The sequence below is a fragment of the Longimicrobiaceae bacterium genome (genome assembly GCA_036375715.1).
Lineage (GTDB): Bacteria > Gemmatimonadota > Gemmatimonadetes > Longimicrobiales > Longimicrobiaceae > DASVBS01.
This window is the reverse complement of sequence record DASVBS010000065.1, coordinates 16,361-42,313: the sequence shown is the minus strand read 5'-3', so window position 1 is coordinate 42,313 and position 25,953 is coordinate 16,361. Positions and strand designations below refer to the sequence as shown.

The window sequence follows — 25,953 nt, the reverse complement described above, 5'->3', positions numbered from 1 at the left end:
CGAGTGACCTGAGAGACCGGGTCGTTCGAATACGGAAGGCAGCATCTTTTTCATGGTCGATCAGACGACGCAGGAGCAGACTCCCGACCTCCACGTCAACCCGTCGCCGACGGACGGGGTTGCCGTCGACGACGAGCTCACCACGAGTGAGATCGCCGAGCGTGCGCGCTCGGTGAACATCCGCCCCGATCTCTTCGATGAGGAGGAGTACGACCCCGAAGAGTACGAGGCGATGCTGGAGATGTACGAGAACACCCTCACGAACATCGAGGAGGGTGAGATCGTGAAGGCCCGCGTCCTCCGCGTAACCGACAAGTCGGTGATCCTGGATGTCGGGTTCAAGAGCGAGGGGTCTGTCAACCGCGACGAGTTCAAGGATCCCGATGCGCTGAAGCCGGGTGACGAGGTCGAGGTCTACCTCGAGAATCTCGAGGACGAGGACGGCGTGGTGGTCCTCTCCAAGAAGAAGGCCGATTTCCTGCGCGTCTGGGAGAAGATTCGGGAGGCCTACGAGCAGGGCACTCCGGTTCCGGGGGTGCTCACCCGCAAGATCAAGGGCGGCGTGACCGTCGACCTGATGGGCGTCGATGCCTTCCTGCCGGGCTCGCAGATCGCGCTGCGTCGGGTTCCCAACATCGAGGACCTGATCGGCGAGACCTACGACTTCAAGATCATCAAGCTCAACAAGCGCCGGCGGAATATCGTGGTCTCCCGCCGCGTGCTCCTGGAGGCGGAGCGCGAGGTCAAGCGCGAGAAGCTGAAGAAGGAGCTGGAGGTCGGGCAGGTTCGCCGCGGCGTGGTCAAGAACATCACCGACTTCGGTGCCTTCATCGATCTGGGGGGGATGGACGGCCTGCTCCACATCACCGACATGAGCTGGGGGCGGGTCGGTCATCCCAGCGAGGTGGTGTCGATCGGCGACGAGCTGGATGTGAAGGTGCTCGACATCGATTGGGAGCGCGAGCGCCTCTCGCTGGGCCTGAAGCAGCTGCAGCCGTACCCGTGGACCGACGTGGACAAGAAGTATCCGGTCGGTTCGCGTGTCCGCGGGCGGGTGGTCTCGATCACCAACTACGGCGCCTTCATCGAGCTGGAGAAGGGTGTCGAGGGGCTGGTGCACATCTCCGAGATGAGCTGGACGCGCAACGTCCGCCATCCGAGCAAGATGGTCTCGCTCGGAGACGAGGTCGAAGCGGTGGTGCTGAAGGTCGATCCGCAGGAGGAGAAGATCTCCCTCGGCATGAAGCAGATCGAGGAGGATCCGTGGCACACCCTGCCGGAGAAGTACCCGGTAGGGACCCGGCTCACCGGCAAGGTGCGCAACCTGACCTCCTTCGGGGCTTTCGTCGAGATCGAGCCGGGCATCGATGGCCTGGTGCACATCTCGGACATGAGCTGGACGAAGCGGATCCAGCACCCCTCCGAGGTGGTTCGCAAGGGCGACGACGTCGAGGTGGTCATTCTGGGTGTGGACGCCGACAACAAGCGCATCTCCCTGGGCCTCAAGCAGACGCAGGAGGATCCCTGGGGCGAGATCGCGCAGGCGTACACACCGGGCAGGCAGATCACCGGCACCATTTCCCGCCTGCAGGACAAGGGCGTGGCGGTGGATCTGGGCAACGACATCGAGGGCTTCGTCCCGCTGTCGCAGATCGGGGTCACCGGGCTGCAGAACCCCGCGGACCTCTTCGCCGAGGGCGATGTCCTCGAGATGGAGGTCACCGAGGTCGATCCGGAGAATCGTCGGATCGTGCTGAACGTGCTGCGGGTGCCCAAGCTCGAGTCGGGTGAGGTGATCCAGCCCGCCAGCGCTCCGGCGCGCTCGGGGGAGGCCGAGGCGTCCGCGGAGGCCCCGGGGGAAGCTCCCGCGGCAGAAGCCGTCGAGGGGGCTGTGGCCGAGGCCGCGCCCGCGGTGGAGGAAGAGGCGCCTGCGGTGGAGGAAGAGGCACCTGCGGTAGAGGCCGGTGGAGACTCGGCCGAGGAGCCGGTCGCCGAGGCGGAGCCGAGCTCGGAGCCGGCTGCAGAGGCGCCGGAGGCTGCGGCGCCCGAAGAGGCTGGGAGTGAGGAAGAGGGAGAGGCGGAAGAGCAGAAGTAGCCTCTTCCCGGTCAGAGCAGGAAAAAGGGCGCGGAGCCTTCGGGTTCCGCGCCCTTTTCTTTGCGGTCGATCCGTTGCAGGCGCTATTATCCGGCGGTCCTCTACGACCGGAACCCGAGATCGGAATGCCGCATGTCGATGCGTCGGAAGCTGGAGGAGCTCGAGGAGCTGCGCAGGCAGGCTGAGCTCGGTGGGGGAGAGAGACGGATTGCCCAACAGCACGAGCGCGGGAAGCTGACCGCGCGCGAGCGCCTCGCCGTCCTCCTGGACGAGGGATCGTTCGTCGAGCTCGATCGCTTCGTGGTGCACCGGGCAAGCGGTTTCAACCTCGAGAACGAGAAATACCTGGGAGACGGGGTGGTGACCGGGTACGGGACCATCCAGGGTCGGCTCGTCTACGTCTTCTCACAGGACTTCACGGTCTTCGGCGGCTCACTCTCGGAGGCGCATGCGGAGAAGATCTGCAAGGTTCTCGATCTGGCCCTCAAGAACGGTGCGCCGGTCATAGGTCTGAACGATTCAGGCGGTGCGCGGATCCAGGAAGGGGTGGTCTCGCTGGGCGGCTACGCCGACATCTTCCTGCGCAACACCCTGGCCTCCGGCGTCGTCCCGCAGATCTCGGCGATCCTGGGCCCCTGCGCCGGGGGCGCCGTCTACTCGCCGGCAATCACTGACTTCGTCTACATGGTGTCGGGGACGAGCTACATGTTCGTCACCGGGCCGAACGTGGTGAAGACGGTCACCCACGAGGACGTCACCATGGAGGAGCTGGGTGGGGCCGCCACCCACGCCTCGAAATCGGGCGTCGCGCACTTCGCTTGCTCGAGCGAAGTCGACTGCCTCCAGCGCATCCGCCAGCTCTTCGACTACATCCCGCAGAACAACCAGGAGGATCCGCCGCGACGGGAGACTCAGGACCCTTTCGACCGGGCCGACGAGGAACTTCTCGACATCGTTCCCGATCACCCCAGCAAGCCCTACGACATGCACGCGGTGATCTCCCGAGTGGTCGACGACGGCATCTTCTACGAAGTGCATGGAGACTATGCCGCCAACATCGTCTGTGGCTTTGCCCACCTGGGCGGGCATTCGGTAGGGATCGTCGCCAACCAACCGGCCGTGCTCGCGGGCGTGCTGGACATCGACGCTTCGGTGAAGGCGGCGCGGTTTGTACGCTTCTGTGACGCCTTCAACATCCCCCTGCTCACCTTCGAGGACGTGCCCGGCTTCCTACCGGGGGTGGGGCAGGAGCACAGTGGGATCATCCGCCATGGGGCGAAGCTGCTCTACGCCTACTGCGAGGCCACCGTGCCGAAGGTTACCGTGATTACCCGCAAGGCCTACGGCGGCGCCTACGACGTGATGAGCTCCAAACACATCCGCGGGGACATCAACTACGCCTGGCCGACGGCGGAGATCGCCGTGATGGGACCGAAGGGCGCGGTGGAGATCCTCTACCGCCGCGAGATCGCCGCCGCCGAGAACCCCGCCCAGCGGGCCGCCGAGCTGCAGCAGGAGTACGCGAACCTCTTCGCCAACCCCTACGTCGCCGCCGCGCGAGGGTACGTGGACGACGTGATCGATCCGCGGGAGACCCGGGCGCGGGTGATCAGCGCCCTGGACATGCTGCAGAACAAGCGGGACTCGAACCCGCCGAAGAAGCATGGCAACATCCCGCTGTGAAGAGTCGTGCTTTCTGGCAAAAGCCTGAGTCTACCACAGGAGGACACGGAAGGGTTGCGGAGAGGACGCAGAGGATCGTTTCGATCTACCTGGAATTCCTCCGACTCTCAGCGCGTGGTTATAGCAATTCTGGATGAACAATTACAAACCGTTGTAATTGCTTAATATAGATTAATATTGTTCAAGAAGATTCTAGTAGCCAATCGGGGTGAGATTGCCCTGCGGATCATCCGCGCTGCGCACGAATTGGGCGTGCGTGCGGTGGCGGTGTATTCGGAGGCGGATCGGCTGGCGCCGCACGTGCTGGCGGCGGACGAGGCGTACCTGATCGGGCCCGCGCCCTCGGCGCAGAGCTACCTGCGTATCGATACGCTGCTCGAGGTGGCGCAGCGCTCCGGGGTGGAGGCGGTGCACCCCGGCTACGGCTTCCTCGCCGAGCGCGCGCCGTTCATCCGGGCGGTGGAGGACGCGGGACTGCGCTTCATCGGGCCCTCCGCGACGGCGGTGGAGGAGATGGGCGACAAGACGGCGGCGCGGCGGCGGGTGATGGCTGCGGGCGTGCCGGTCGTGCCGGGCACCAGCGAGCCCGTGGCCGGGGCCACCGACGCCGCACGGGTTGCCTGCGAGGTCGGTTTTCCCGTGCTGCTGAAGGCGGCCGCCGGGGGCGGCGGGAAGGGAATGCGGGTGGTCCGCGAGGAAGGGGAGATCTCCCGCGCGCTGGAGGCGGCGCGCAACGAGGCCCGCTCTGCCTTTGGCGACGACTCCATCTACATCGAGAAGTTCCTCGAGGGGCCTCGGCACATCGAGATCCAGGTGCTCGCCGATGCGCACGGCAATACGCTGCACCTGGGCGAGCGCGAGTGCTCGATCCAGCGCCGTCACCAGAAGATGATCGAGGAAGCCCCCTCCCCGGTCCTCACCCCCGAGGAGCGGGCACGCATGGGGGAGACCGCCGTCGCCGCCGCGCGCGCGGTAGGCTACGTAGGCGCGGGCACCGTCGAGTTCCTCTACCAGGATGGTGACTTCTATTTCCTGGAGATGAACACCCGCATCCAGGTGGAGCACCCGGTGACCGAGATGGTGACCGGCATCGACCTGGTGCAGTGGCAGATCCGCATCGCCGCCGGCGAGCGCCTTCCTTTCTCCCAGGAGGAAATCGCCTGGACCGGGCACGCCATCGAGTGTCGGATCACCTCCGAGGATCCGGCCAACGGCTTCCTGCCCTCGACCGGGCAGATCCGCGAGCTCGGCGTCCCGGGCGGGCCGGGCGTACGGTGGGACGGCGGGATTGCACCCGGGTTCGAGGTGGGTCTGCACTACGATCCCATGTTGGCGAAGCTGATCGTGCACGGACCGGATCGGCCGAGCGCGATCGAGCGGATGAAGCGGGCGCTGCGCGAGACACGCCTGGTCGGGGTGCACAGCAGCATCCCCTTCCACCTGGCAGTCATGGACGAGCGGGATTTCCGTGCCGGCCGGCTCGACATCCGTTACCTGGATCGTCACCAGGCAGATCTTCTCGAGGCGGGCCCCGACGCCGAGGCCATTCGCGCCGCGGCGCTCGCGGTGGCGCTGCTCGAGGAGGAAGAGCGTGAGCGAATCCGGGTGCGGCCCGCCAGCGGCGGGACCGCCGGCGCGCCATCCCCCTGGAAGCGTTCGGTGGGTTGGAGGGGGCGGTGACCAGCGACAGCGGGGGACGAGGTCGCCGTCCGCGGGCTCCCATGCAGGGGCGGGTGGTGCCCCGCCGGCGGCCTGCGCCGCGCGCACAGGTGTCGATCGAGTCGATCGCGGCGGGGGGAGAAGGGGTTGGCCGACTCCCGGATGGGCGTGCGGTCTTCGTGCATCGAACGGCCCCGGGCGACACGGCCGAAGCAGAGGTAGTGGAGTCCCATGCTCGCTGGGCGCGTGGGCGGCTGCTGCGAGTGCTCACCCCCGGGGCCGGCCGTCGCGAGGCGCCCTGCCCGTTCTACCGGCGGTGCGGCGGGTGCACTCTGGAGCACCTGCGGTACGAGGCCCAGCTCGAGGCCAAGGGGCGCATCGTCGCCGACGCACTGACGCGGATCGGGCACCTTCCCGTCGACCCACCCGCGGTCGTCCCTTCGCCCCGCACCGAGCGGTATCGCAACCGCGTCTCCTTCGCCCTGCGCAGGGCGGAACGGGGGCGGGTGCTCGCCGGCTTTCACGCCCTGGCCTCACCTGACGAGATCGTCGATGTCGACGGGCGCTGTCTCCTGCCGGAGCCAGCGATTGCCAGGGTATGGGATCTCTTGCGAGAGCACTGGGGCCCCGACGCCCAGCGCCTCCCCTCGGGCGAGCAGCTCCGATTGACGCTGCGGTCGACTACGGCCGGGGCGGTGTCGCTACTGGTCGAGGGGGGCTTCTCCCCTGGACGCCCGCAGGAGCTGTTGGAGGCCGTGGAAGGCCTGAAGGCGATCTGGCATCGGCCGCCGGACGGGCGAGCGAGGCTCCTGGCGGGATCACCCGCCCTCGAGGAACAGTGGGGTGGCGAAATCATCGCTGTCGCCGCCGACGCCTTTCTCCAGGTGAATCGCGAGGCCGCGGCGCTGCTGGAGGCCCACGTGCTCGAGTTGGCGGGTGACGTAGCGGGCCGGCGGGTGGTGGATGCCTACTGCGGCGTGGGGATCAATGCCCGCCGCCTGGCCCGAGCGGGTGCCCAGGTGGTCGGCATCGAGCTCGACCGAGCAGCGATCGCGGCTGCCCGGGAGCCGCAGGTGCAGGGCGCCGAGTTCCTCGAGGGGACGGTCGAAGCGCTGCTGCCGGAGGTACTTCCCGCCTCGCTCGTGATCCTCAATCCCCCGCGCAGTGGGGTGGCACCGGAGGTCGTGAACGCATTGCTCGAGTCACCCGCGGAGTCTGTCATCTACGTCTCCTGCAATCCCGCCACCCTGGCGCGGGACGTGAGCCGGCTGGCATCGCACTACCGGCTCCAGGACGTGCGAGCCTTCGACCTCTTCCCTCAAACCGCGCACGTGGAGACCGTAGCACTGCTCACCCTCGACCAGGGTCTCGCCTGATGCGCTACTACGTCACGCTCGCGGGGCGCACGGTGGAGGTCGAGCTCACGGACGGGCGAGCCCTGGTGGACGGCCAGGAGGTCGATGTGGAGCTCGCCAGCGTGCCGGGGAGCACGCTCAGGCACCTGCGGGTGAACGGCGTCGGTCACACCCTGGATGTTCGCCGCGGCGAAACCCGAGGGGAATGGGAGGTCGGGGTGGGCGGGCGCAGCTTCGCGACCTCCATCGTCGACGAGCGCACGCGTGCCATACGTGAGCTTGCGGGGACGCACGCGACCCGGACGGAGCGAACCGTCACCGCACCGATGCCGGGTCTGGTGGTCCGGGTAGAGGTCGAGGAGGGGCAGGCGGTCAGAGCGGGGCAGGGGGTGGTTATCGTCGAGGCGATGAAGATGGAGAACGAGCTTCGCGCCCCGGGTGACGGCGTAGTGGCCCGCGTGGAGGTGACCGCGGGACAGACGGTGGAAAAGGGCGCCGTGCTGATCGTACTGGAGTGACTCGCATGGAGAAGCACCCGGAATCCCAGCGTGCTCGCTGGGAGGAGGAGACGCTGAAGCCGGCGCTCGCACAGCATCCCGAGCGCCGCGAGCGCTTCATGACCTCCAGCGACATCGAGGTCGAGCGGGTTTACGATCCGCTGTCGAGCCCGGTCGACTACGCGCGCGACCTGGGGTATCCCGGCGAACCACCGTACACACGGGGCATTCAGCCAACCATGTACCGCGGCCGCCTCTGGACCATGCGCCAGTACGCCGGCTTTGGCACCGCCGCGGAGACCAACGAGCGATTCCACCTGCTCCTCGCCGCCGGACAGACCGGGCTCTCCACCGCTTTCGACCTGCCCACCCAGATGGGCTACGATTCGGACCACCCGATGGCGGTAGGCGAGGTGGGTCGAGTGGGTGTCGCGATCGACACCCTCGACGACATGCGGGTGCTGCTGCAAGGCGTGCCGCTGGGGAAGGTCTCCACCTCGATGACCATCAACGCCACGGCCGCCATTTTGCTCGCCCTGTACGTGGCGGTGGCCGACGAGCAGGGGGTCCCGCGGGCGCAGCTCTCCGGCACCACCCAGAACGACATCCTCAAGGAGTATATCGCGCGCGGCACCTTCATCTTCCCGATCGAGCCGAGCCTGCGCCTGGTCACCGACATCTTCGCCTTCTGTCGCGACGAGCTGCCGCGTTGGAATCCGATCTCGATCTCCGGCTACCACATCCGCGAGGCCGGATCCACCGCCGTGCAGGAGATCGCGTTCACCTTCGCCAACGCCGTGGAGTATGTGCGCCGCGCCCAGGCGGCTGGCCTTCGCATCGACGATTTCGCGCCGCGCCTCTCCTTCTTCTTCGCCGCGCACAACGACCTCTTCGAGGAGGTGGCCAAGTTCCGGGCCGCGCGGCGCCTCTGGGGACGGCTGGTGCGGGAGAGATTTGGCGGATCGGAGAAGAGCGCGCGCCTGAGATTTCACACCCAGACGGGAGGCTCCACCCTCACCGCCCAGCAGCCGCTCAACAACGTCGTCCGGGTTGCCGTGCAGGCGCTCGCCGCGATTCTCGGGGGAACGCAGTCGCTCCACACGAACGGCTACGACGAGGCGCTCTCGCTTCCTACAGGCGAGGCGGCCACACTCGCCCTGCGCACCCAGCAGATCCTGGCGCACGAGTCGGGCGTCGCCTCGACGGTGGACCCTCTGGGTGGCTCCTACTACGTCGAGGCGCTGACCACCGCGATCGAGGAGAAGGCCGTGCGCTATCTCGAGGCGATCGAGAAGCTGGGCGGGGCGTCTCACGCGATCGCCTACATGCAGGAGGAGGTTCACCGCGCGGCCTACGAGCACCAGCTCGCGGTGGAGTCCGGCGATCGCATCGTCGTGGGCGTCAACGCCTACCAGGAGGACTCCGGTCCTGCTGAGATCGAGCAACCGGACTACAGCGCTTTCGAGGCCGCCCAACGCGAGCGGCTCGCCCTCCATCGTCAGCAGCGCGATGCCCGCCTGGTCGCTGACCGCCTCAGCGCCCTGAGAAGCGCGGCGGCCGGCTCGGAGAACCTCGTGCCGCTCATCATCGGCGCGGTGAAGGATGGCGTGACCCTGGGGGAGGTCAGCGACGCGTTCCGGGAGGTGTGGGGAGTGTATCGGGCGGCGTAGGGGGGTCGGCGCGTTGCCCGAAAGTTAGAGAATAGTTAAATTTTCTTGTTTGTCGTTGTGCCCGTTCAGGTATCCGGGAGACCAGAGTCCATGCCTACGTACGAGTATCGCTGCACGGCCTGTCAGCACGAGTTCGAGTTGTTCCAGCGAATGTCAGACGAGCCGGGGGCGGATTGCCCGCAGTGCGGGACGGCCGCGGAGCGTCTTCTTTCCGCCGGTGCGGGGTTGCTCTTCAAGGGTTCGGGCTTCTACATCACCGACTACCGTAGCGAGAGCTATAAAAAGGCCGCCCAGGCCGACTCGGCCAACGGCGAGTCCAAGGGCGACAAGAAGGGCGGCGCCGATTCGAGTTCAAAGGCCAGCTCCCGCACGGCGACGGCGTCGAGCAAGGGCGAATAGATGCCCGTAGAGCAGCTTAGAAATGAGATCGTGCGAGTGCTTCGGGAGATGGGGGTCGAGCAGCCCCCGGAGGTCTCTCTGGAGCGCCCGCGGAACCCGGAGCACGGTGATTTCGCCACTAACGTCGCGATGACGCTCGCCCGGCCGCTCCGCCGCCCTCCGCGCCAGATCGCGGAGGAGTTGGTGGAGCGGCTGGACCTTACCGGGGGCGGAATACAGTCCGCGGAGGTCGCCGGCCCCGGCTTCATCAATTTCCGCCTGGCGGGCGACTACCTGCTGGACGGGCTGCGCGCGATCGTGGAGCAGGGCCGGGATTTCGGCCGCTCCAACGAAGGCGCGGGGCAGCGTGTCATGGTGGAGTTCGTCTCAGCCAATCCCACCGGGCCGCTCCATATCGGCCATGGGCGGCAGGCCGCGCTGGGAGACGCGGTGGCCGAGCTGCTGGCGTGGACCGGCTGGAGCGTCTACCGCGAGTTCTACTACAACGACGCGGGGGAGCAGATCGCCCGCCTCACCCGGAGCGTCTGGGCTCGCTACCAGCAGGAGCTCGGGGAGCAGGTCCCCTTCCCGGAGGACGGCTACCACGGGGACTACGTCGTCGATCTCGCCCGTCAGCTCATCCAGTCGGAGGGTGATCGCTTTCGCGGCGACGACTCCCAGGAGGCGCTGGAGGCGATGCGGCGCTTTGCAGTGCGCGAGCTACGCGCCGAGCAGAACCGCGACCTCGACGCGCTGCGCGTCCATTTCGACAACTTCTTCCTGGAATCGTCCCTCTATGACAGCGGACGAGTGCAGGAGACGATCGATCGGCTGCGCGAAACCGGGCTCGTCTACGAGAAGGACGGGGCCCTCTGGCTGGAGACTACACGCTTCGGGGATGACAAAGACCGGGTGATGGTCAAGAGCAGCGGCCACCCGACCTATTTCCTTCCCGACGTCGCGTATCACCTCACCAAGTGGGAGCGCGGCTTCCATCGCGCCATCAACGTCCAGGGGTCCGATCACCACGGGACTGTGGCTCGCGTGCGCGCGGGGCTACAGGCGCTCGGCCTTCCCGAGGGGTACCCCGAATACGTGCTGCACCAGATGGTGCTCGTGGTGCGCGGCGGGGAGGAGGTCAAGTTCTCGAAGCGGGCGGGGAACTACGTCACCCTGCGTGACCTCTATGAGGAGGTGGGCGTCGACGTCACCCGCTACTTCTTCCTGATGCGGCGGGCCGAGGCGCAGCTCACCTTCGACCTCGATCTGGCGCTGGATCATTCGGAGAAGAACCCGGTCTACAAGCTCCAATACGCCCACGCCCGCATGTCGTCGATCTTCCGCCGGGCCGGGATGGCCAGCGGGGACGAGGTCGACATCGGCGCTGACCTCTCGCCGCTCACCGCCGAGGCGGAGCGGGAGATCATCAAGCTCCTCCTGCGTTTCCCCGAAGTGATCTCCTCCTCAGCCGAGCGCCACACGCCGCACTCGGTCTGCGAGTATCTGGAAGAGCTGGCCGGAGCGGTGAACTCCTGGTACCACTCCGGCAACCTCGCCCCGGAGCTTCGCGTCGTCGGGACCGAGGTGCCCCCGGAGGTCAGTCGTGCCCGGCTCGTCCTCGCCCGCGCCATCCAGCTCGTGCTCGCCAACGGCCTGCGGGTTCTGGGCGTGAGTGCGCCCGAGCGAATGGAGCGTCAACCCGAAGCAGCCTGATCCCCCCTTTCTTCGGCTTCCATGTCACTTCTGGTGGTGGGCAGCATCGCCCTCGACACGGTGGAGACGCCCTTCGGCCGCGCGGAGGATGCGATCGGCGGCTCCGCCACCTTTTTCGCGGCCTCCGCCTCGGCCTTCGGCCCGGTGCAGGTGGTGGGGGTGATCGGGGAGGATTTCCCCGTTGACGCACTGCGCTTCCTGAGCGACCGCAACGTCGATCTCACGGGGGTGGAGACCGCCCCGGGCGAGAGCTTCCGCTGGTCCGGCGTCTACAACTTCGACCTTTCCAACCGGGAAACGATCGAGACGCGGCTGGGCGTTTTCGCCGATTTCAAGCCGCGCATTCCGGAGGCGTTCCGCGCGAGCGACTGGGTCTTTCTGGGGAACATCGATCCGCGGCTGCAGCTCGACGTGCTCGAACAGATCGAGCGTCCGCGCTTCGTCGCCTGCGACACCATGAACTTCTGGATCGAAGGGTCGCGCGCGGCTCTCATCCAGTTGCTGGGGCGGGTGGATCTGCTGCTGGTGAACGATGCGGAGGCCCGTCAACTCTCGGGCGACTTCAACCTCGCCCGGGCGGCGCGATGGATCCAGGCGCAGGGCCCCCGCTACGTGATCATAAAGAAGGGCGAGCACGGCGCCATCCTCTTTACCCCCACGAGCATCTTCTTTGCCCCGGGCTATCCGCTGGAGGAGGTCTTCGACCCCACCGGCGCGGGGGATGCGTTCGCGGGAGGGTTGATGGGATATCTGGCGCAGGGGCGCCGGATCAACGACGAGGAGCTGCGACGCGCTGTCGTCTACGGCTCCGCGATGGGTTCTTTCGCCGTGGAGCGCTTCTCGGTCGAGCGCTTCCGTGATCTGAAGATCGCCGAGATCGACGAGCGTGTTCGTCAGTTTCTGGAGATGACCAGCTTCCAGCTTCCGCTGCAGGGGGATCTCGATGACTGAGCGCGGCCTCTCTTACCGGGATGCTGGCGTCGACATCGACGCCGCCAACCGGGCCAAGGGCGGCATCGCCGAGCTGCTCCGTTCCACCCGCACGGAGGATACGCTGTCCGAGCTGGGCTCCTTTGGCGGTCTCTACCGCGTCCCCTCGGGATTCAGGAAGCCGGTGCTGGTGGCGAGCGCGGACGGAGTGGGGACTAAGCTGAAGCTCGCCTTTTTGACCGGACGTCACGACACCGTGGGCGAGGACCTGGTCAACCACTGCGTGAACGACATTCTCGTGCAGGGCGCCCGTCCCCTCTTCTTCCTGGACTACGTGGGCATGGGCCGGCTGGAGCCGGGTACGGTCGAGGCGCTGGTAAGCGGCATCGCCCGGGGGTGCCGGGCGAACGGGTGTGCCCTGCTCGGCGGCGAGACGGCGGAGATGCCGGATTTCTATGCGCCCGGAGAGTACGACCTGGCGGGCACGATCGTGGGGATCGTCGAGGAGGACCGGGTGCTCGACGGCTCGCGGGTGACCGCCGGAGACGTGGTGATCGCGCTGCCCTCTTCCGGGCTGCACACGAACGGGTACTCACTGGCGCGCCGCATCGTCTTCGAGCGGATGGGGCTGGGGGTGGACGATCCCTTCCCCGAAGAGGAGGGAACGGTGGCGGAGGTGCTCCTCCGGGTACATCGCTCCTACCTGAAAGCACTGCTGCCGCTCCTGGAGGGGGACCGGATCCATGCGCTGGCGCACATCACCGGCGGTGGCCTGGTGGAGAACGTGCCGCGCGTTCTCCCGGAAGGGCTGTCGGCGCGTATCCGGCGAGATTCGTGGCATGTGCCGGCGACATTCCGCGTTCTCCAGCGCGAGGGAGGGGTGGAGGAGGCGGAGATGTTCCGGGCGTTCAACATGGGAGTGGGGATGGTGGCAGTGGTCGCGCCCGCCGACGCCGAGGCTGTAGTGCACGAGCTCCACGAGGCGGGAGAGCAGGCATGGATCGCGGGCGAGATCGTCGCCGGGAACCGCTCCGTCGAGCTGGTCTGAGGGGAATGCGCATGCATCAGCGGTGGTTCGGGGCGGTACTGGCGCTGTTTCTGGCGTTCGCTCCGGCCTCGGTGCACGCGCAGGAGCGAGGTTTCGAGGGTGCCTGCGCGGAGCTGGAGGGTGGTCCGGTGGGCACCCCGTGCTACGTCGCCGCGCAGGCGGCGCGGTCCGTCGCCCCGCAGGTGGCCCTGCTGCTCACCGGGGGCAACCCGACTATCGGGACCGCCTCCACGGGCGGTTTTCGCCTGCGAATCCTGCCGGGAGTGAGCGCGACCGCGAAGGTCAACCTGTACGGGGCGCGTATGCCCGATCTGCGGGAGGTGCGCACCAGCTCGACCGACGCGATGAGCTTCGGTCAGCTCGCGTTCCCCACGGTCTCGCTCTCCGCGACCGGTACTGTTGCCGTCCTGCCCGGCTCCAGCATCGCGCCGACCGTCGGCGGTATCGGAGCGGTCGATCTGCTCGCAAGCGCCACCTGGGTGCCGCTGCACGCGCTCGGCGACGAAGGCTTCCACAGCGGGTCGGCCCAGGTGGGCTTCGGCGCGGGGGCACGCCTGGGCATCCTGCGGGAGTCCTTCACCACGCCCGGCGTCGCCCTCTCGCTGATGTACCATCGCCTGGGTACTGTCGAGTGGGGCGAGGCCTGTCCGGACGGCTCAATCGCCGCTTCGCGTCGGGGCCCCGGCTACACGCTGGAAGAGGGGACGTGCTTTCTCGTCGATACGGGTTCCACCGATCCGGGGACGCTGGGAGACTTCGCCTTCGACCTCAGCGGATGGAGCTCTCGTCTCGCGGTGAGCCGGCACCTGCGCGGCCTCGGCCTCTCCGCGGCCGTCGGTTACGATCGGTTCTCGAGCGACGCAGAGGCGGGCGCGCGGGCTCCCGGCTCCGGCGAGATCATTTCCACCGATGCGTTCGCGCGCGTTCGCCAGGTCGAGTTCAATGAGGGGCGGTGGATGGCCTCCGTCGGTGGCTCCTATTCCGTGCTAGTCACGACCTTCGCCGCAGAGCTGGGGTGGATGCAGGGTGGTGATGCGTTGAGGGGGTATCCCGCATCGGTCAGCGACTTCGAGCCGGGTGATGGAATCTTCTTCGGAAGTCTCGGGATCCGCGTCGCGCTCTGAGGTTGCCGCGGCGGCCTCGCCGGCCGACCATGCCTACATGCGTCGAGCGCTGGTGCTGGCGGAGCGCGGCTGGGGGAGAGTTGCGCCCAATCCCCTCGTCGGCTGCGTGCTCGTGCGGGACGGCGAAGTCGTGGGCGAGGGATGGCACGCCGAGTACGGGCGCGCCCACGCGGAGGTTGTGGCGCTGCTCGCCGCCGGCGAGAGGGCGCGCGGCGCCACCGCTTATGTCACGCTCGAGCCCTGCTCACACCACGGCAAGACACCACCGTGTACCTCAGCGTTGATCGAGGCTGGGGTGGCGCGGGTCGTCTACGCGGCGTCCGATCCTCACCCGGCTGCGCGCGGAGGTGCGGAGGTGCTGCGGGCGGCGGGGATTCCAGTCGTGGGCGGCGTGGAGGAGGCGGTGGCGCGCGACCAGAACGCATCCTTCTTCCATCGATACTCCCCCCTGGGGAACGAGCGCCCCTGGATCGAGCTCAAGCTCGCCCTCTCGCTCGACGCCCGCATCGCCGACCGGCGTGGGCAGTCCTCGTGGATCACCGACGAAAAGGCTCGCGCCGAGGTCCACCGCCTGCGAGCGGGACACGACGCGATCTGCGTCGGGGTCGGCACGGCGCTCGCGGACGATCCCAGGCTGACCGTCCGCGGTGCCATCGAGCCGCGGGTGCCGCCCGTCCGTGTCGTCTTCGACCGTTCCCTTCGCCTTCCCACGGACAGCACCCTGGTGCGCACGGCCAACGAAGTGCCGGTCTGGATCGTCTGTGCTCCGCAGGCGGATCCGGCGCGGCGCGAGGTGCTCGAGCAGCGTGGCATCGCCCTGGTGGAGGCGGAGGACCTGCGTCAGGGGTTTCGGGCGCTCCGGGAGCGCGGAATCGGCTCCGCCTTCGTGGAGGGAGGCGCGGGAATCGCGGGGGAGTTGCTGCGCGAGGGGATGGTGGATCGCCTTACACTGTTTTATGCGCCGGTGCTGCTCGGCGCGGAGGCGCTGTCGCCCTTCACCCTGGAGGGATGGGAGCTTGGCGAGGCCCCGCGCTGGCGGCGCTTCCGGACGGCCGCCTTCGGGCCCGACACCTTGATCTCCCTCGCGAAGCCTGACTGAGATGTTCACCGGACTGGTTGAAGAAGTCGGCCACATTCGCAATCCCCGTCCCCTCGAGAATGGGCGCGCCTTCCAGGTGCAGGCGTCCGCCGTGCTCGAAGGCATGGCCCTGGGGGACAGCGTTGCGGTGGACGGCGTCTGCCTTACGGTTACAGCGCTGGCGCGCGACGGCTTCGAGGTTCAGGCGGTGGCCACGACGCTGGAGCGCACCACGCTGGGCGAGTACGAGCCCGGACGGCGGGTCAACCTCGAGCGGGCGCTGCGGCTCGGAGACCGACTCGGGGGACATCTGGTTCAGGGGCACGTGGACGGGGTGGGAACGGTGCGCTCCGTCACGCCGCTCGGCGAACTGGTGCTGATCGACGTGGTGGTGCCGGACGAGGTCGTGGAACTGACGGTGCTGCACGGTTCGATCGCCGTGAACGGGGTGAGTCTGACCGTCAACGATCTACCGGAGCGGGGCGTGGTGGGGCTGTCGATCATCCCTTATACATGGGAACACACGGCCCTCTCCGATCTTCAGCCGGGCGATCGCGTGAATCTGGAAGGCGACCTCATCGGGAAGTACGTCCGTCAGCTCCTCGGCCGCCCTGCCCGCGAGCGCTCCGCCGGGGCGGAGGATCTGTTGCGAGGATGGGGGTATTAGCTGAGAAGCTAGAAGCTAGAAGCTAGAAATAGAGGTTGGAAGCCAGGAGCCAGGAGCCGGAAGTTGGGAGTCGCCAGGCCGGTCGAGTCGGGGTCCAGACAGGATAGCGCCGGAACGCTCGATGTTGGCGAACCCCATTCTAGCTTCTAGCTTCTAACTTCTTTCTCAAAAGTATCTTATGTCCTTCGACACCATAGAAGCCGCCATCGAGGATATCCGGGCCGGGCGCATCGTCATCGTCGCCGACGACGAGGACCGGGAGAACGAGGGCGACCTCGTCTGTGCGGCGGCGGCCGTGACCCCGGAGATCATCAACTTCATGGCCACGCATGGTCGGGGGCTGATCTGTCTGGCGCTCACGCCGGAGCGGGCGGACGAGCTGGACCTCCGTCCCATGACGGACGTGAACACCGAGGCGCAGCAGACCGCCTTCACCGTCTCGGTCGATGCGAGCGCGCGCTTCGGGGTCACCACCGGGATCAGCGCAGCCGACCGCGCGCGCACCATCCAGGTCTGTGTCGATCCCAACACCAAACCGTCGGACCTGCGTCGCCCGGGGCATGTCTTCCCGCTGCGGGCGCGTCCCGGCGGCGTGCTGCGACGGGTCGGCCAGACCGAGGCTTCGGTCGATCTCGCCCGCATGGCCGGTTTCCCTCCTGCGGGGGTGATCTGCGAGATCCTGAACGAAGACGGATCCATGGCGCGCCGGCCCGAACTGGAAGTCTTCGCCCGGACCCACGGCCTCAAGTTCATCACCGTCGCACAGGTGGTCGCCTACCGCCTGGCGCGCGAACGGCTGGTTCACCGCGAGGCGGAGGCCACCATTCCCACTCCTCACGGAGAATGGAAGATCGTTGCCTATCGGAACGACGTGGACCAGTTCGAGCACGTCGCGCTGATCAAGGGGGAGATCGCCGGCCGCGAAAACGTGCTGGTGCGCATGCACTCCGAGTGTCTGACCGGCGACGTCTTCCACTCCCTGCGCTGTGACTGCGGAGAGCAGCTCGACGCGGCGATGCAGATGATCGCGGCGGAGGGCGCCGGGGCGATCGTCTACCTGCGCCAGGAAGGGCGGGGAATCGGGCTCGTCCACAAGCTCAAAGCGTATGCGCTGCAGGACGAAGGGCTCGACACGGTGCAGGCCAACGAGGCGCTCGGATTCCGAGCGGACCTGCGTGACTACGGCATCGGCGCGCAGATCCTGATCGACCTCGGACTGTCGTCCATCCGGATCCTGACCAACAATCCCAAGAAGATCGTCGGCCTGGAGGGGTACGGCCTGACGGTAGTGGAGCAGGTGCCGATTCGCGCGGTGCCCAACCCGCACAACGTGAGCTATCTCTCCACCAAGCGTGAAAAGCTGGGCCATCTGCTCCCCATCGGGGACGCGATGGAGATTGCGAGCGGCACTGCGGCCGCGCGCGACCCTCGACAGGCGAATGCGGACGATGATCGAGCACATCGGCAGGCTTCAGGCGGGTGACGGGAGATTCGGGATCGTCGTCAGCCGGTTCAACGAGAGCATCACGCGACGCCTGCTGGAGGGGGCGCACGACTGCCTGATCCGGCATGGTGTTCCCGAAGACCGGATCGAGGCGGTGTGGGTACCCGGCGCGTGGGAGATCCCTGTGGCGCTGCGCGCGCTCGTCCGCTCGGGACGCTTCAGCGCCCTGATCGCACTCGGAGCGGTGATACGGGGATCGACGCCGCATTTCGACTACGTTGCCGGGGGTGTGGCGAACGGGGTGGCCAGCGTCGGCCTGGAGAGCGGCCTGCCAGTCATCTTCGGGGTGCTGACCACCGACACGATCGAGCAGGCGCTGGAGCGGGCGGGAACCAAGGCGGGGAACAAGGGCTGGGACGCGGCCCTCGCAGCGCTCGAGATGGCGGACCTGATACCCCGACTCGCTGGAGCGGACGAGCGGTGAAGGAACGCAGCCGTGCCCGCGGCTGGGCGCTGCAGGCACTCTACGCCTGGGAGGCGAGGGGGGAAGGGGCCGACGCGCTCCTCATCGCCTTCGAGGAGCTGGCGGACCAACTACGTATCTCCCCCCGGAACCGCTTCTATGCGGAGATCCTGCTGCGGCTGATCGCCAACAACCTGGAGACGATCGACCGGACCATTCAGCAGCATCTCACCAACTGGAGCCTGCCGCGACTCTCGGTGATCGACCGGAACATCCTTCGCATCGGCGTGGCGGAGCTTCTCTACGTGGACGACGTGCCACCGCGCGTCACCATCCGCGAGATGATGCACCTCGCCGAGCGCTACTCGACGCCGGAGAGCCCTCGCTTCGTGAACGGCGTCCTGGATGCGGTGATGCGGGCCCCCAGGTGAAGCTCCTGCTGCTCAACTGGCAGGACCGGATGAATCCGTTCGCGGGCGGGGCGGAGGCGCACCTGCACGAGATCTTCGGGCGCCTGGCGCAGCGAGGGTTCGAGATCACCTTCCTGGTGTCGAGCTGGGAGGGCGCGGCGCCCCGGGAGCGGATCGACGGGATGGAGGTGCTGCGCACGGGCAGCCGATACACCTTTTCCGCCGCCGCCCCGGCTTTCTATCGCCGGGCCCTGCGCGGACGGTCGTTCGATCTGGTCGTCGAAGCCCTCAACAAGGTTCCCCTCTTCTCTCCGCGCTGGAGCGAGCGGCCGACCATGCTGGTGGTTCACCATCTCTTCGGAACCACCGCCTTTCGCGAGGCGGCCTTTCCGCTGGCGGCGGCGACCTGGCTGCTGGAGCGTCCGCTGGCGCGGGTCTACCGCGGGCTCCCCGTGGAGGCGATCTCGGAGAGCACGGCCGAAGATCTCGTCCGGAGGGGTTTGCGGGCGCAGGACATCCGTGTGATCCACCCCGGCGTCGATCTCGACTTCTTCACCCCCGACCCGTCGGAAGGCCGACTGGAGGAGCCCACCTTCCTCTATCTCGGAAGGCTTAAGCGCTACAAGGGAGTCGACCTGATCCTTCGCGCCATCGCCAACCTGGCAAACGAGGGCGTTCCGGCGCGGCTGATCGTGGCCGGCCGCGGCGAGTATCTGGAGGCGTTGCGCTCGCTTGCGGCAGAGCTTGGCCTCTCCGACCGCGTCGATTTCGTGGGGTTCGTCACCGAGGAACAGAAGCGTCGGCTCTTTCGACAGGTCTGGGCCAACGTCTTCCCGTCCCCCAAGGAAGGTTGGGGAATTACCAACCTGGAGGCGGCGGCCTGCTCCACGCCGACCATTGCCAGCGACTCCCCGGGGCTGCGGGAGTCGGTGCGCCACGAGCAGACCGGGATCCTCGTTCCCCACGGCGACATCCCTGCGCTTACGGAGGCGCTCCGCCGCCTTGCCCGGAGCCCTGAAGAGGTGCGCCGCCTCGGCGAGCGCGCGCGCGAGTTCGCGCTGGGCTTCAGCTGGGACCGCGCCGCGCAGGAAACCGAGGACCATCTGCTAGAGCTGCTGGGATCACGCCTGCCGCACGCATGAGGATCGTATGCAGAAACAGCCGCTGACGATCGAGCACCTGCTCCGCCTCAAGAAGGAGCGGCTACTCCTGGAGCCCCTGACCGGCGAACGTGGACTCACGCGCGTCATCCGCGGGCCGGACATCTCCAGCCCCGGACTGGTTCTCACCGGGTTCACCGAACGTTTTCCTTCCGAGCGTATCCAGGTACTGGGCGAGACCGAGATCGCCTTCCTCAACCACCTGAACCCGGAGGATCGGCGGCGGGCGCTCGAGGTCTTCTTCTCGTTCAACATTCCGGCGGTGTTCGTCACCAAGGGTCAGGCGCCTCCCGATCCTTTGCTGGAGATCGCCATCGGGCGCGGGACGCCTGTAATCCAGTCGCAGCTCCGCACCTCGGAGTTCTACGATCGAATCAAGCCCTTCCTCGACGAATATTTCGCCCCGACCGTGACCATGCATGGATCGCTGGCGGACGTGTACGGAGTGGGGCTGCTCTTCGTCGGGAAGAGCGGGATCGGGAAGAGCGAGGCCGTGCTCGACCTGATCGAGCGCGGTCACCGTCTGGTGGCCGACGACATGGTGATCATCTCGCGCCGCGGCAACGAGGTGCTGATCGGGCGCGGGCACGAGCTCCAGCGTCATCACATGGAGATCCGCGGCGTCGGGATCATCGACATCGCGCACCTCTTCGGCATCCGCGCCATCCGGCAGCAGAAGCGGATCGAGGTGATCGTGCAGCTCGAGGTGTGGGAGGAGACCGCGAACTACGACCGCACGGGGCTGGAGGCGCAGTCCATGGAGGTCCTCGGCGTGAAGTTGCCGAGGGTTGTGGTTCCCCTGAACCCGGGCAAGAATATCACGGTAATTGCAGAGGTGGTCGCCATGAACCACCTGTTGAAGTATTCCGGCGTGGATTCGGCCGCCCTATTCAATCAGCGACTCATCCGGCGGATGGGTGGTACGGCCGAATATCTCGAGGAGGATTATGAGTGACGGGGTTCGCGGGCTGATCATCAGCCACTCCTCGCTGGCGGAGGGGATGGCCGCTGCGGTCCGCAAGATTACCGGGGTGGGGGAGGAGGCGCTCTCGTCGCTCTCGAACGAGGGGCGTGGCCCCGATGAGCTGTTGGAGTCGATTCGCGGTGGCTGCGGTACCGACGCGGTGATCCTCTTCACCGACATGCCTTCCGGGAGCTGCGCCCTGGCGGCCCGCAAGGTCGTGGCACAACGACCGGCGACGGCGCTGGTCTCGGGAGTCAACCTCCCGATACTGCTGGAGTTCGTTTTCCATCGGGACCTCCCACTGCCGGAGCTGGTCGATCGGCTCGTGGAGAGCGGGCGGCGGGGCATCACGGCGGTGTGTACGGAGGGGACGGCACATGCCGATCACACTGCTCCGCGTTGACGAACGGCTGATCCACGGCCAGGTCGTGGTCGGCTGGGGAGAGCGGTATCACGTCGACCGGATCGTAGTGGTGGACGACGAGCTGCGCCGGAGCGAGTGGGAGCAGGAGCTCTACTGCCTCGGCGTGCCGCCGAACGTGGACGCCGCCTTCGTGGACGTGGAGGAGGCCCGGTCGCTGCTCCCTCAATGGCACTCCGACCCGAAGCATACCTTCGTGCTCGTCCGCGACGTGCCGACCCTGGCCCGACTCGCCGAGGCCGGTCTGCTGGACGGGCTGGAAGTCAATCTCGGCGGCATCCATTCGGCGCCTGGAAGGCACCGAGTGCTGCCGTACCTCTTCCTGAGCGACGAGGAGATGCTGGATCTGCGACGCATCGCGGACCGGGGCGTGGCCATTAGCGCCCGGGATGTCCCTGCTTCGCGAGCGATCCCCCTGGCGGAGCTGCCGGATCATCGACACTGAGATGCTCCCGGGCCCGGTGACGACCGTCTGGCTGCTGCTGCTCGGCGGGTGGATGGCCGTGGATGGCACCAGCGTGGGCCAGATCATGGTCTCGCGCCCTCTGGTAGCCGCGACGCTCGCCGGCTGGGTGGTCGGCGATCCGCTCGCGGGGCTGACGGCAGGGGTCCTGCTGGAGCTTTTTCATCTCGCCGTACTCCCGGTCGGGGCGGCTCGTTACCCGGAGGGGGGCCCGGCGTCGGTGCTGGCGGGGTCGCTCTATGCGTTGTCCGAGAGCGTGCCCGGGGCGCTCCTGGTCACCGTGGCCTTCGCGCTGCTCTGGGAGTGGGTGGGCGGGGAGACGATGCGCGTGATGCGCCAGATCAATGTGCGGGTGGTGGCGGGACCTGATGGCAGCGGTCGTGCGGAGCACATCCAGTTGAGGCACTTCGCTGCCATAATGCTGGATTTCTTCCGTGGAATGTTGCTGGTGGGGGTGGGGATGCTCTGCCTCTCTGCCCTCCTTGCCGTGTCCGCGAACTACTGGGGAGTCGCCCCGGAGGTGGCGCGGCTGGCGACCGGTGCCGTGGCGGTGGGGCTCTTCGCGGCCACATTCGGCATCTTCCCCGGCAGGGTGCGCCTCTTCCTGAGCGGGGTGGCGGCGGGACTACTCTTCGTGCTCCTGCGGGGATGACGAGACTGCCGAGAAGCGTGACGCTGCGGGTCCTTCTCCGCAGCCTGATGGTGCAAGGATCGTGGAACTACGAAACGCTGATCGGGACAGGCTTCGCGTTCACGATACTCCCGGTGCTGCGGTACATCTACCCCGAAGATACCGCGGCTTTCCGGGCGGCGCTGTCACGGCATACGGAGGTGTTCAACAGCCACCCGTACCTGGCGACCGTGGCGGTGGGCGCGGTGGCGCGGCTGGAGTCGGAAGGTGCCGACCCGATCATCATTCAGCGCTTCAAGAGCGCGCTCCGCGGGTCACTCGGCTCGATCGGCGATCAGCTGGTCTGGACGGCCTGGAAGCCCGCCACGGTGATGATCGGGCTGGTACTCGCAGTGGCGGGGATGGCGTGGGGGCTCGTCCTCGCGGCCTTCCTGGTAACCTACAACATCCTGCACTTCGGCATCCGGATCTGGGGATTGAAGATCGGGATTTCCTGCGGGCTGGAAGTCGGCCGGATTCTGAGGGACGCTCCGATCCAGAAGATCGCCCGGCGCTCGGGCGACGTGGGGGCGTTGTGCGGGGGCTTCGGAGTGGCGGTGGCCACGGCCGACCTGCTGCAGGACTCACACTGGAACCCGATTGCGATCGTGTCCGCGGCCGCAGCCATCGTCGCCGGCGCCTGGCTGGGCCCTCGCGCCCGTCTCCTTTTCGGAACGGTGCTCACGACCGCCTGGCTCCTCGCTATCGTCTTCGAATGGATTCGGTAATGGAACGCAGTATCGAGGTGAAGATCGCCAACAAATACGGGCTCCACGCGCGCCCAGCCGCGGAGTTCGTGAAGCTGGCGAACCGGTTCTCCAGCGATATCTGGGTGAGAAAGGACGATGTGGAGGTGAGCGGCAAGAGCATCATGGGGGTGATGATGCTCGCGGCGGAGCACGGCTCTACCATCGTCATCCGGGCTGCCGGCGAGGACAGCGGCGAGGCGTTGGAGGCACTTCAGGCGCTGGTCGCGAACGGATTCGGGGAGGAATAGATGGTGTCGCGCACCCGCGACGGAATTGCCGCTTCCCCAGGGATCGTCATCGGTCCCGCCTGGGTGCTCCGCACGGAGGCCCCCCCGGTCCCGCACGGGGGGATGATCTCCCCGTCGGACACGGAGGCGGAAGTCGAGCGCTTCGTCGCAGCGTGCGAAGCCGCCAAGGAGCAGATCCGCGCCCTGCAGGAGCGGACGCGTGAGACCCTCGGGCCGGTCGAGGCGCAGATCTTCGATCCGCAGCTGCTGATGCTCGAGGATTCGGACCTGATCGGATCCACCATCTCCTACATTCGCGAGAACAACCTCACGGCCGAGCGAGCCTTCGAGTGGCGCGTGCTGGAGTGGGAGGCGCAGTGGTCCCATACTGCCCACCCGATGGTGCTCGACAAGCTCAACGATCTGGCCGACGTACAGAGCCGGGTGCTGCGCCACCTGATGGGGTTGCCCGGGCCGGACCTGGACAGCCTGGGCGGATACGATCGGGTCATTCTGGTTGCCCGTGAAGTCACCCCGAGCGTGGCCGCGCAGCTCGACGTCGGACGCGTCATCGGGCTCGCGACCGATACCGGGACCCGCACCTCTCACAACTCGATCCTCGCCCGTTCGCTGAAGATCCCGGCGGTCGTGAACCTCGGCAATCTCTCCGAGGAGGTGCAGACCGGCGACGAGCTCATCCTCGATGGCCGCAACGGCCGGGTGATCATCCATCCCACGGAAGAGGAAAAGCGCAAATATCGCGAGATCGACTTCCAGGTCCGCGAGTGGGAGCAGGAGCTGCTCCTGCTCGCCCACCTCGAGTCGCAGACGCAGGACGGCGTGCGCGTCGCGCTGCGGGCGAACATCGACCTCCCCGGCGAGGCTCAGTCGGCCGCCGATCACGGCGCCGAGGGCATCGGTCTCTTCCGCACCGAGTTCCTCGTGGTGGGACGCAACTCCTTCCCCTCCGAGGACGAGCAGTTCGCGGCTTACCGGGAGGTCCTGAAAGTCTTCCCCGACAAGCCGGTCATCATCCGCACCTATGACCTGGGCGGCGACAAGTTCCCGGCCTTCCTGCACATGCCGAAGGAGGAGAACCCCTTCCTCGGCTGGCGGGCGATTCGCGTGTGCCTTGACGAGCCGCAGATGTTCCGAACACAGCTTCGGGCCCTACTGCGCGCGATGGAGCTGGGAGACGTGCGCATCATGATCCCGATGGTGAACGACATCTCCGACGTGACGCGCACGCGCGAGCTCCTGGACGAGGAGGTGGAGCGGCTCGCCGCTGAAGGGCAGCCGGTGAGTCGCGCTTACACCCTGGGGGCGATGGTGGAGACGCCGGCCGCCGCAATGATGGCCGCGGAGCTCGCCCGGTACGTCGACTTCTTCTCGATCGGTACCAACGACCTGGTGCAGTACACGCTGGCGGTCGACCGCGGGAATTCCCGACTGGCTGCCCTCTACAACCCCTTCCATCCGGCCGTGGTGCGGCTGATGCACCAGATCGCCAAGGCGGGGATCGAGGCGAACCGTGAGGTGAGCGTCTGCGGGGAGCTGGCGTCACATCCCCTGGGTGCATTCCTCCTCATCGGCATGGGTGTGAATTCGCTCAGCGTGGGCCCTTCCTCTCTTGCGGAGATCAAGAAGGTAATTCGCTCGGTCAACCAGGAGCGTGCGCGTATCGCCACGGAAGAAGCCATGCTTGCCACGGATGCCGATGAGGTCATCGAGGGACTGACTCGCGCCCTGAGCGAAGACGTCGATCTGGAGCGCTTCACCGGTTCCTGGAGCATCTCCGCGCCTTGATTCCCGGCCGCTGCGAACGGCCGAATATCGTCACCAGCGGCCGAGGATCTCGTGCCCAACAACCGCGCCCTCTTCACCTCCGAGTCCGTCACCGAAGGCCATCCCGACAAGATCGCCGACCAGATCTCGGATGGCGTGCTGGACGCCATACTGCTGCACGATCCGCACGGGCGGGTCGCCTGCGAGACGCTGGTGACAACGGGGCTCGCGGTGGTCGCCGGGGAGATCAGCACGACCACCTACGTCGACATCCCCTCGATCGTCCGGGGGATCCTGAAGTCGATCGGCTACACCGACGCTGCTTACGGCATCGACGCTGATACCTGCGCGGTGGTGACCACGATCGGCCAACAGTCGCCGGACATCGCGGCCGGCGTCGACACGGGTGGGGCGGGCGACCAGGGGATGATGTTCGGCTACGCGACGGACGAGAACGAGGCGCTCCTGCCCACGCCCATCCTCCTCGCTCATCGGCTCACGTACCGCCTGGCGGAGCTGCGCAAGAGTGGAGAGGTCGACTGGCTGCGGCCCGATGGCAAGGCCCAGGTCACGGTGGAATACGAGGATGATCGACCGGTACGAGTCGACACGGTGGTCGTCAGCACGCAACACTCCCCCGACGTAAGCCTGGAGCGAATTCGCCGGGAGGTGATCGAGCGGGTGATCGATCCGGTCATGCCCCCGGAACTCTACGACGCGCGTCGCTGCACCTTCCACATCAATCCGACCGGACGCTTCGTAATCGGCGGACCGCACGGAGACGCCGGACTGACGGGCAGAAAGATCATCGTCGACACGTACGGAGGGATGGGCCGACACGGCGGCGGCGCCTTCAGCGGCAAGGACCCGACCAAAGTGGATCGCTCCGGCGCCTACGCCGCTCGATGGGCGGCCAAGACCGTGGTTGCGGCCGGACTCGCCCGGCGCTGCGAGATCCAACTCGCCTACGCGATCGGGGTGGCAGACCCCGTCTCCGTGCGGGTCGATACTTTCGGCACCGGTCAGGTGGCCGAGGAGGCCATCTCCAGGGCACTGCGGGAGGTGTTCGATTTCCGCCCCGGCGGGATCATCGAAGACCTCGCCCTGCGCAACCCGATCTATCGCGCGACTGCGTCTTACGGCCATTTTGGTCGCGAGCCGCAGGCGCGCCGCGTGGACGGCCGCGAGGTTCGGCTCTTTCCCTGGGAAGAGGTCGACCGCGCGGAGGCCCTTCGCTCCATCGTGAAGGGCTGATCGGTGGAAACATTCTCCGTAATCCTCGGTACCGAGTGGGTGGCGC

25 protein-coding genes are annotated in these 25,953 nt (G+C 67.2%); all 25 read left to right on the top strand.

Annotation, left to right across the window (positions count from 1 at the left end; genetic code table 11):
* The first annotated feature begins 52 nt into the window (after window positions 1-52).
* The 25 genes from VF167_13670 to metK all read left to right on the top strand — a co-directional run bounded on the left by VF167_13670 (window position 53) and on the right by metK (window position 25,907).
* Window positions 53-2,095: a 30S ribosomal protein S1 gene (locus VF167_13670; protein ID HEX6926464.1), complete on the top strand. Its 2,043-nt coding sequence runs from the start codon at window positions 53-55 to the stop codon at window positions 2,093-2,095.
* Between the two features lie 132 nt (window positions 2,096-2,227).
* Window positions 2,228-3,778, top strand: coding sequence for an acyl-CoA carboxylase subunit beta (locus VF167_13665; GenBank protein HEX6926463.1), 1,551 nt, complete (start codon window positions 2,228-2,230; stop codon window positions 3,776-3,778).
* Between the two features lie 177 nt (window positions 3,779-3,955).
* Entirely contained in the window at window positions 3,956-5,458 is a 1,503-nt protein-coding gene (gene accC / locus VF167_13660; GenBank protein HEX6926462.1) for an acetyl-CoA carboxylase biotin carboxylase subunit, read from the top strand.
* Window positions 5,455-6,813, top strand: a complete 1,359-nt coding sequence (locus VF167_13655) for a class I SAM-dependent RNA methyltransferase (protein ID HEX6926461.1) — start codon at window positions 5,455-5,457, stop codon at window positions 6,811-6,813. The genes accC and VF167_13655 overlap by 4 nt, the downstream gene beginning before the upstream one ends.
* Window positions 6,813-7,310 (top strand): biotin/lipoyl-containing protein, encoded by a 498-nt coding sequence (locus tag VF167_13650; GenBank protein ID HEX6926460.1) that lies wholly within the window; start codon window positions 6,813-6,815, stop codon window positions 7,308-7,310. The genes VF167_13655 and VF167_13650 overlap by 1 nt, the downstream gene beginning before the upstream one ends.
* Before the next feature lie 5 nt (window positions 7,311-7,315).
* Window positions 7,316-8,959: a methylmalonyl-CoA mutase family protein gene (locus VF167_13645; protein HEX6926459.1), complete on the top strand. Its 1,644-nt coding sequence runs from the start codon at window positions 7,316-7,318 to the stop codon at window positions 8,957-8,959.
* Between the two features lie 90 nt (window positions 8,960-9,049).
* Complete coding sequence (locus VF167_13640; GenBank protein ID HEX6926458.1) at window positions 9,050-9,358, top strand: zinc ribbon domain-containing protein; 309 nt, start codon at window positions 9,050-9,052, stop codon at window positions 9,356-9,358.
* A complete protein-coding gene (gene argS / locus VF167_13635) occupies window positions 9,359-11,050 on the top strand; it encodes an arginine--tRNA ligase (GenBank protein HEX6926457.1) in 1,692 nt (563 codons plus the stop codon).
* 21 nt (window positions 11,051-11,071) lie between these two features.
* Window positions 11,072-12,001, top strand: a complete 930-nt coding sequence (locus VF167_13630; protein ID HEX6926456.1) for a PfkB family carbohydrate kinase — start codon at window positions 11,072-11,074, stop codon at window positions 11,999-12,001.
* A complete protein-coding gene (purM, locus tag VF167_13625; GenBank protein HEX6926455.1) occupies window positions 11,994-13,028 on the top strand; it encodes a phosphoribosylformylglycinamidine cyclo-ligase in 1,035 nt (344 codons plus the stop codon). The genes VF167_13630 and purM overlap by 8 nt, the downstream gene beginning before the upstream one ends.
* A gap of 5 nt (window positions 13,029-13,033) precedes the next feature.
* Entirely contained in the window at window positions 13,034-14,152 is a 1,119-nt protein-coding gene (locus VF167_13620; protein ID HEX6926454.1) for a hypothetical protein, read from the top strand.
* A complete protein-coding gene (ribD, locus tag VF167_13615) occupies window positions 14,109-15,251 on the top strand; it encodes a bifunctional diaminohydroxyphosphoribosylaminopyrimidine deaminase/5-amino-6-(5-phosphoribosylamino)uracil reductase RibD (protein HEX6926453.1) in 1,143 nt (380 codons plus the stop codon). The genes VF167_13620 and ribD overlap by 44 nt, the downstream gene beginning before the upstream one ends.
* Window position 15,252: 1 nt before the next feature.
* On the top strand, window positions 15,253-15,897 hold the full coding sequence (locus tag VF167_13610; protein HEX6926452.1) for a riboflavin synthase: 645 nt from the start codon (window positions 15,253-15,255) through the stop codon (window positions 15,895-15,897).
* A 178-nt stretch (window positions 15,898-16,075) separates the two neighbouring features.
* A complete protein-coding gene (locus VF167_13605) occupies window positions 16,076-17,380 on the top strand; it encodes a bifunctional 3,4-dihydroxy-2-butanone-4-phosphate synthase/GTP cyclohydrolase II (GenBank protein HEX6926451.1) in 1,305 nt (434 codons plus the stop codon).
* A complete protein-coding gene (gene ribE, locus VF167_13600; protein HEX6926450.1) occupies window positions 17,346-17,825 on the top strand; it encodes a 6,7-dimethyl-8-ribityllumazine synthase in 480 nt (159 codons plus the stop codon). The genes VF167_13605 and ribE overlap by 35 nt, the downstream gene beginning before the upstream one ends.
* The gene (gene nusB, locus VF167_13595; protein ID HEX6926449.1) at window positions 17,822-18,235 is read left to right on the top strand and encodes a transcription antitermination factor NusB; all 414 of its coding nucleotides are present in this window, start codon (window positions 17,822-17,824) and stop codon (window positions 18,233-18,235) included. The genes ribE and nusB overlap by 4 nt, the downstream gene beginning before the upstream one ends.
* On the top strand, window positions 18,232-19,356 hold the full coding sequence (locus VF167_13590; GenBank protein ID HEX6926448.1) for a glycosyltransferase family 4 protein: 1,125 nt from the start codon (window positions 18,232-18,234) through the stop codon (window positions 19,354-19,356). Before nusB ends, VF167_13590 begins: the two co-directional genes overlap by 4 nt.
* Window positions 19,357-19,363: 7 nt before the next feature.
* Window positions 19,364-20,329: an HPr(Ser) kinase/phosphatase gene (gene hprK, locus VF167_13585; GenBank protein HEX6926447.1), complete on the top strand. Its 966-nt coding sequence runs from the start codon at window positions 19,364-19,366 to the stop codon at window positions 20,327-20,329.
* A complete protein-coding gene (locus VF167_13580) occupies window positions 20,322-20,741 on the top strand; it encodes a hypothetical protein (protein ID HEX6926446.1) in 420 nt (139 codons plus the stop codon). Before hprK ends, VF167_13580 begins: the two co-directional genes overlap by 8 nt.
* Window positions 20,716-21,204, top strand: coding sequence for a PTS sugar transporter subunit IIB (locus VF167_13575; protein ID HEX6926445.1), 489 nt, complete (start codon window positions 20,716-20,718; stop codon window positions 21,202-21,204). The genes VF167_13580 and VF167_13575 overlap by 26 nt, the downstream gene beginning before the upstream one ends.
* Window position 21,205: 1 nt before the next feature.
* Window positions 21,206-21,874, top strand: a complete 669-nt coding sequence (locus VF167_13570) for a PTS sugar transporter subunit IIC (protein ID HEX6926444.1) — start codon at window positions 21,206-21,208, stop codon at window positions 21,872-21,874.
* Window positions 21,871-22,620, top strand: a complete 750-nt coding sequence (locus VF167_13565) for a PTS system mannose/fructose/sorbose family transporter subunit IID (protein ID HEX6926443.1) — start codon at window positions 21,871-21,873, stop codon at window positions 22,618-22,620. Before VF167_13570 ends, VF167_13565 begins: the two co-directional genes overlap by 4 nt.
* A complete protein-coding gene (locus tag VF167_13560) occupies window positions 22,620-22,889 on the top strand; it encodes an HPr family phosphocarrier protein (GenBank protein HEX6926442.1) in 270 nt (89 codons plus the stop codon). Before VF167_13565 ends, VF167_13560 begins: the two co-directional genes overlap by 1 nt.
* Window positions 22,890-24,674 carry a phosphoenolpyruvate--protein phosphotransferase gene (gene ptsP, locus VF167_13555; GenBank protein HEX6926441.1) on the top strand — a complete coding sequence of 595 codons (1,785 nt, stop codon included), beginning with the start codon at window positions 22,890-22,892 and terminating at the stop codon, window positions 24,672-24,674.
* Between the two features lie 51 nt (window positions 24,675-24,725).
* The gene (gene metK / locus VF167_13550) at window positions 24,726-25,907 is read left to right on the top strand and encodes a methionine adenosyltransferase (protein ID HEX6926440.1); all 1,182 of its coding nucleotides are present in this window, start codon (window positions 24,726-24,728) and stop codon (window positions 25,905-25,907) included.
* Window positions 25,908-25,953: the final 46 nt, after the last annotated feature.

Bases quoted from the DNA above. Each gene is read 5' to 3' on its own strand.
- purM (HEX6926455.1), top strand. From the start codon at position 11,994: ATGACTGAGCGCGGCCTCTCTTACCGGGATGCTGGCGTCGACATCGAC.
- VF167_13560 (HEX6926442.1), top strand. From the start codon at position 22,620: ATGGAACGCAGTATCGAGGTGAAGATCGCCAACAAATACGGGCTCCAC.
- VF167_13570 (HEX6926444.1), top strand. From the start codon at position 21,206: ATGCTCCCGGGCCCGGTGACGACCGTCTGGCTGCTGCTGCTCGGCGGG.
- ribD (HEX6926453.1), top strand. From the start codon at position 14,109: ATGGAATCTTCTTCGGAAGTCTCGGGATCCGCGTCGCGCTCTGAGGTT.
- VF167_13575 (HEX6926445.1), top strand. From the start codon at position 20,716: ATGCCGATCACACTGCTCCGCGTTGACGAACGGCTGATCCACGGCCAG.
- VF167_13565 (HEX6926443.1), top strand. From the start codon at position 21,871: ATGACGAGACTGCCGAGAAGCGTGACGCTGCGGGTCCTTCTCCGCAGC.
- hprK (HEX6926447.1), top strand. From the start codon at position 19,364: ATGCAGAAACAGCCGCTGACGATCGAGCACCTGCTCCGCCTCAAGAAG.
- VF167_13620 (HEX6926454.1), top strand. From the start codon at position 13,034: ATGCGCATGCATCAGCGGTGGTTCGGGGCGGTACTGGCGCTGTTTCTG.
- VF167_13665 (HEX6926463.1), top strand. From the start codon at position 2,228: ATGTCGATGCGTCGGAAGCTGGAGGAGCTCGAGGAGCTGCGCAGGCAG.
- VF167_13670 (HEX6926464.1), top strand. From the start codon at position 53: ATGGTCGATCAGACGACGCAGGAGCAGACTCCCGACCTCCACGTCAAC.
- VF167_13645 (HEX6926459.1), top strand. From the start codon at position 7,316: ATGGAGAAGCACCCGGAATCCCAGCGTGCTCGCTGGGAGGAGGAGACG.
- VF167_13605 (HEX6926451.1), top strand. From the start codon at position 16,076: ATGTCCTTCGACACCATAGAAGCCGCCATCGAGGATATCCGGGCCGGG.
- VF167_13650 (HEX6926460.1), top strand. From the start codon at position 6,813: ATGCGCTACTACGTCACGCTCGCGGGGCGCACGGTGGAGGTCGAGCTC.
- VF167_13610 (HEX6926452.1), top strand. From the start codon at position 15,253: ATGTTCACCGGACTGGTTGAAGAAGTCGGCCACATTCGCAATCCCCGT.
- VF167_13580 (HEX6926446.1), top strand. From the start codon at position 20,322: ATGAGTGACGGGGTTCGCGGGCTGATCATCAGCCACTCCTCGCTGGCG.
- ptsP (HEX6926441.1), top strand. From the start codon at position 22,890: ATGGTGTCGCGCACCCGCGACGGAATTGCCGCTTCCCCAGGGATCGTC.
- ribE (HEX6926450.1), top strand. From the start codon at position 17,346: ATGATCGAGCACATCGGCAGGCTTCAGGCGGGTGACGGGAGATTCGGG.
- argS (HEX6926457.1), top strand. From the start codon at position 9,359: ATGCCCGTAGAGCAGCTTAGAAATGAGATCGTGCGAGTGCTTCGGGAG.
- VF167_13640 (HEX6926458.1), top strand. From the start codon at position 9,050: ATGCCTACGTACGAGTATCGCTGCACGGCCTGTCAGCACGAGTTCGAG.
- VF167_13630 (HEX6926456.1), top strand. From the start codon at position 11,072: ATGTCACTTCTGGTGGTGGGCAGCATCGCCCTCGACACGGTGGAGACG.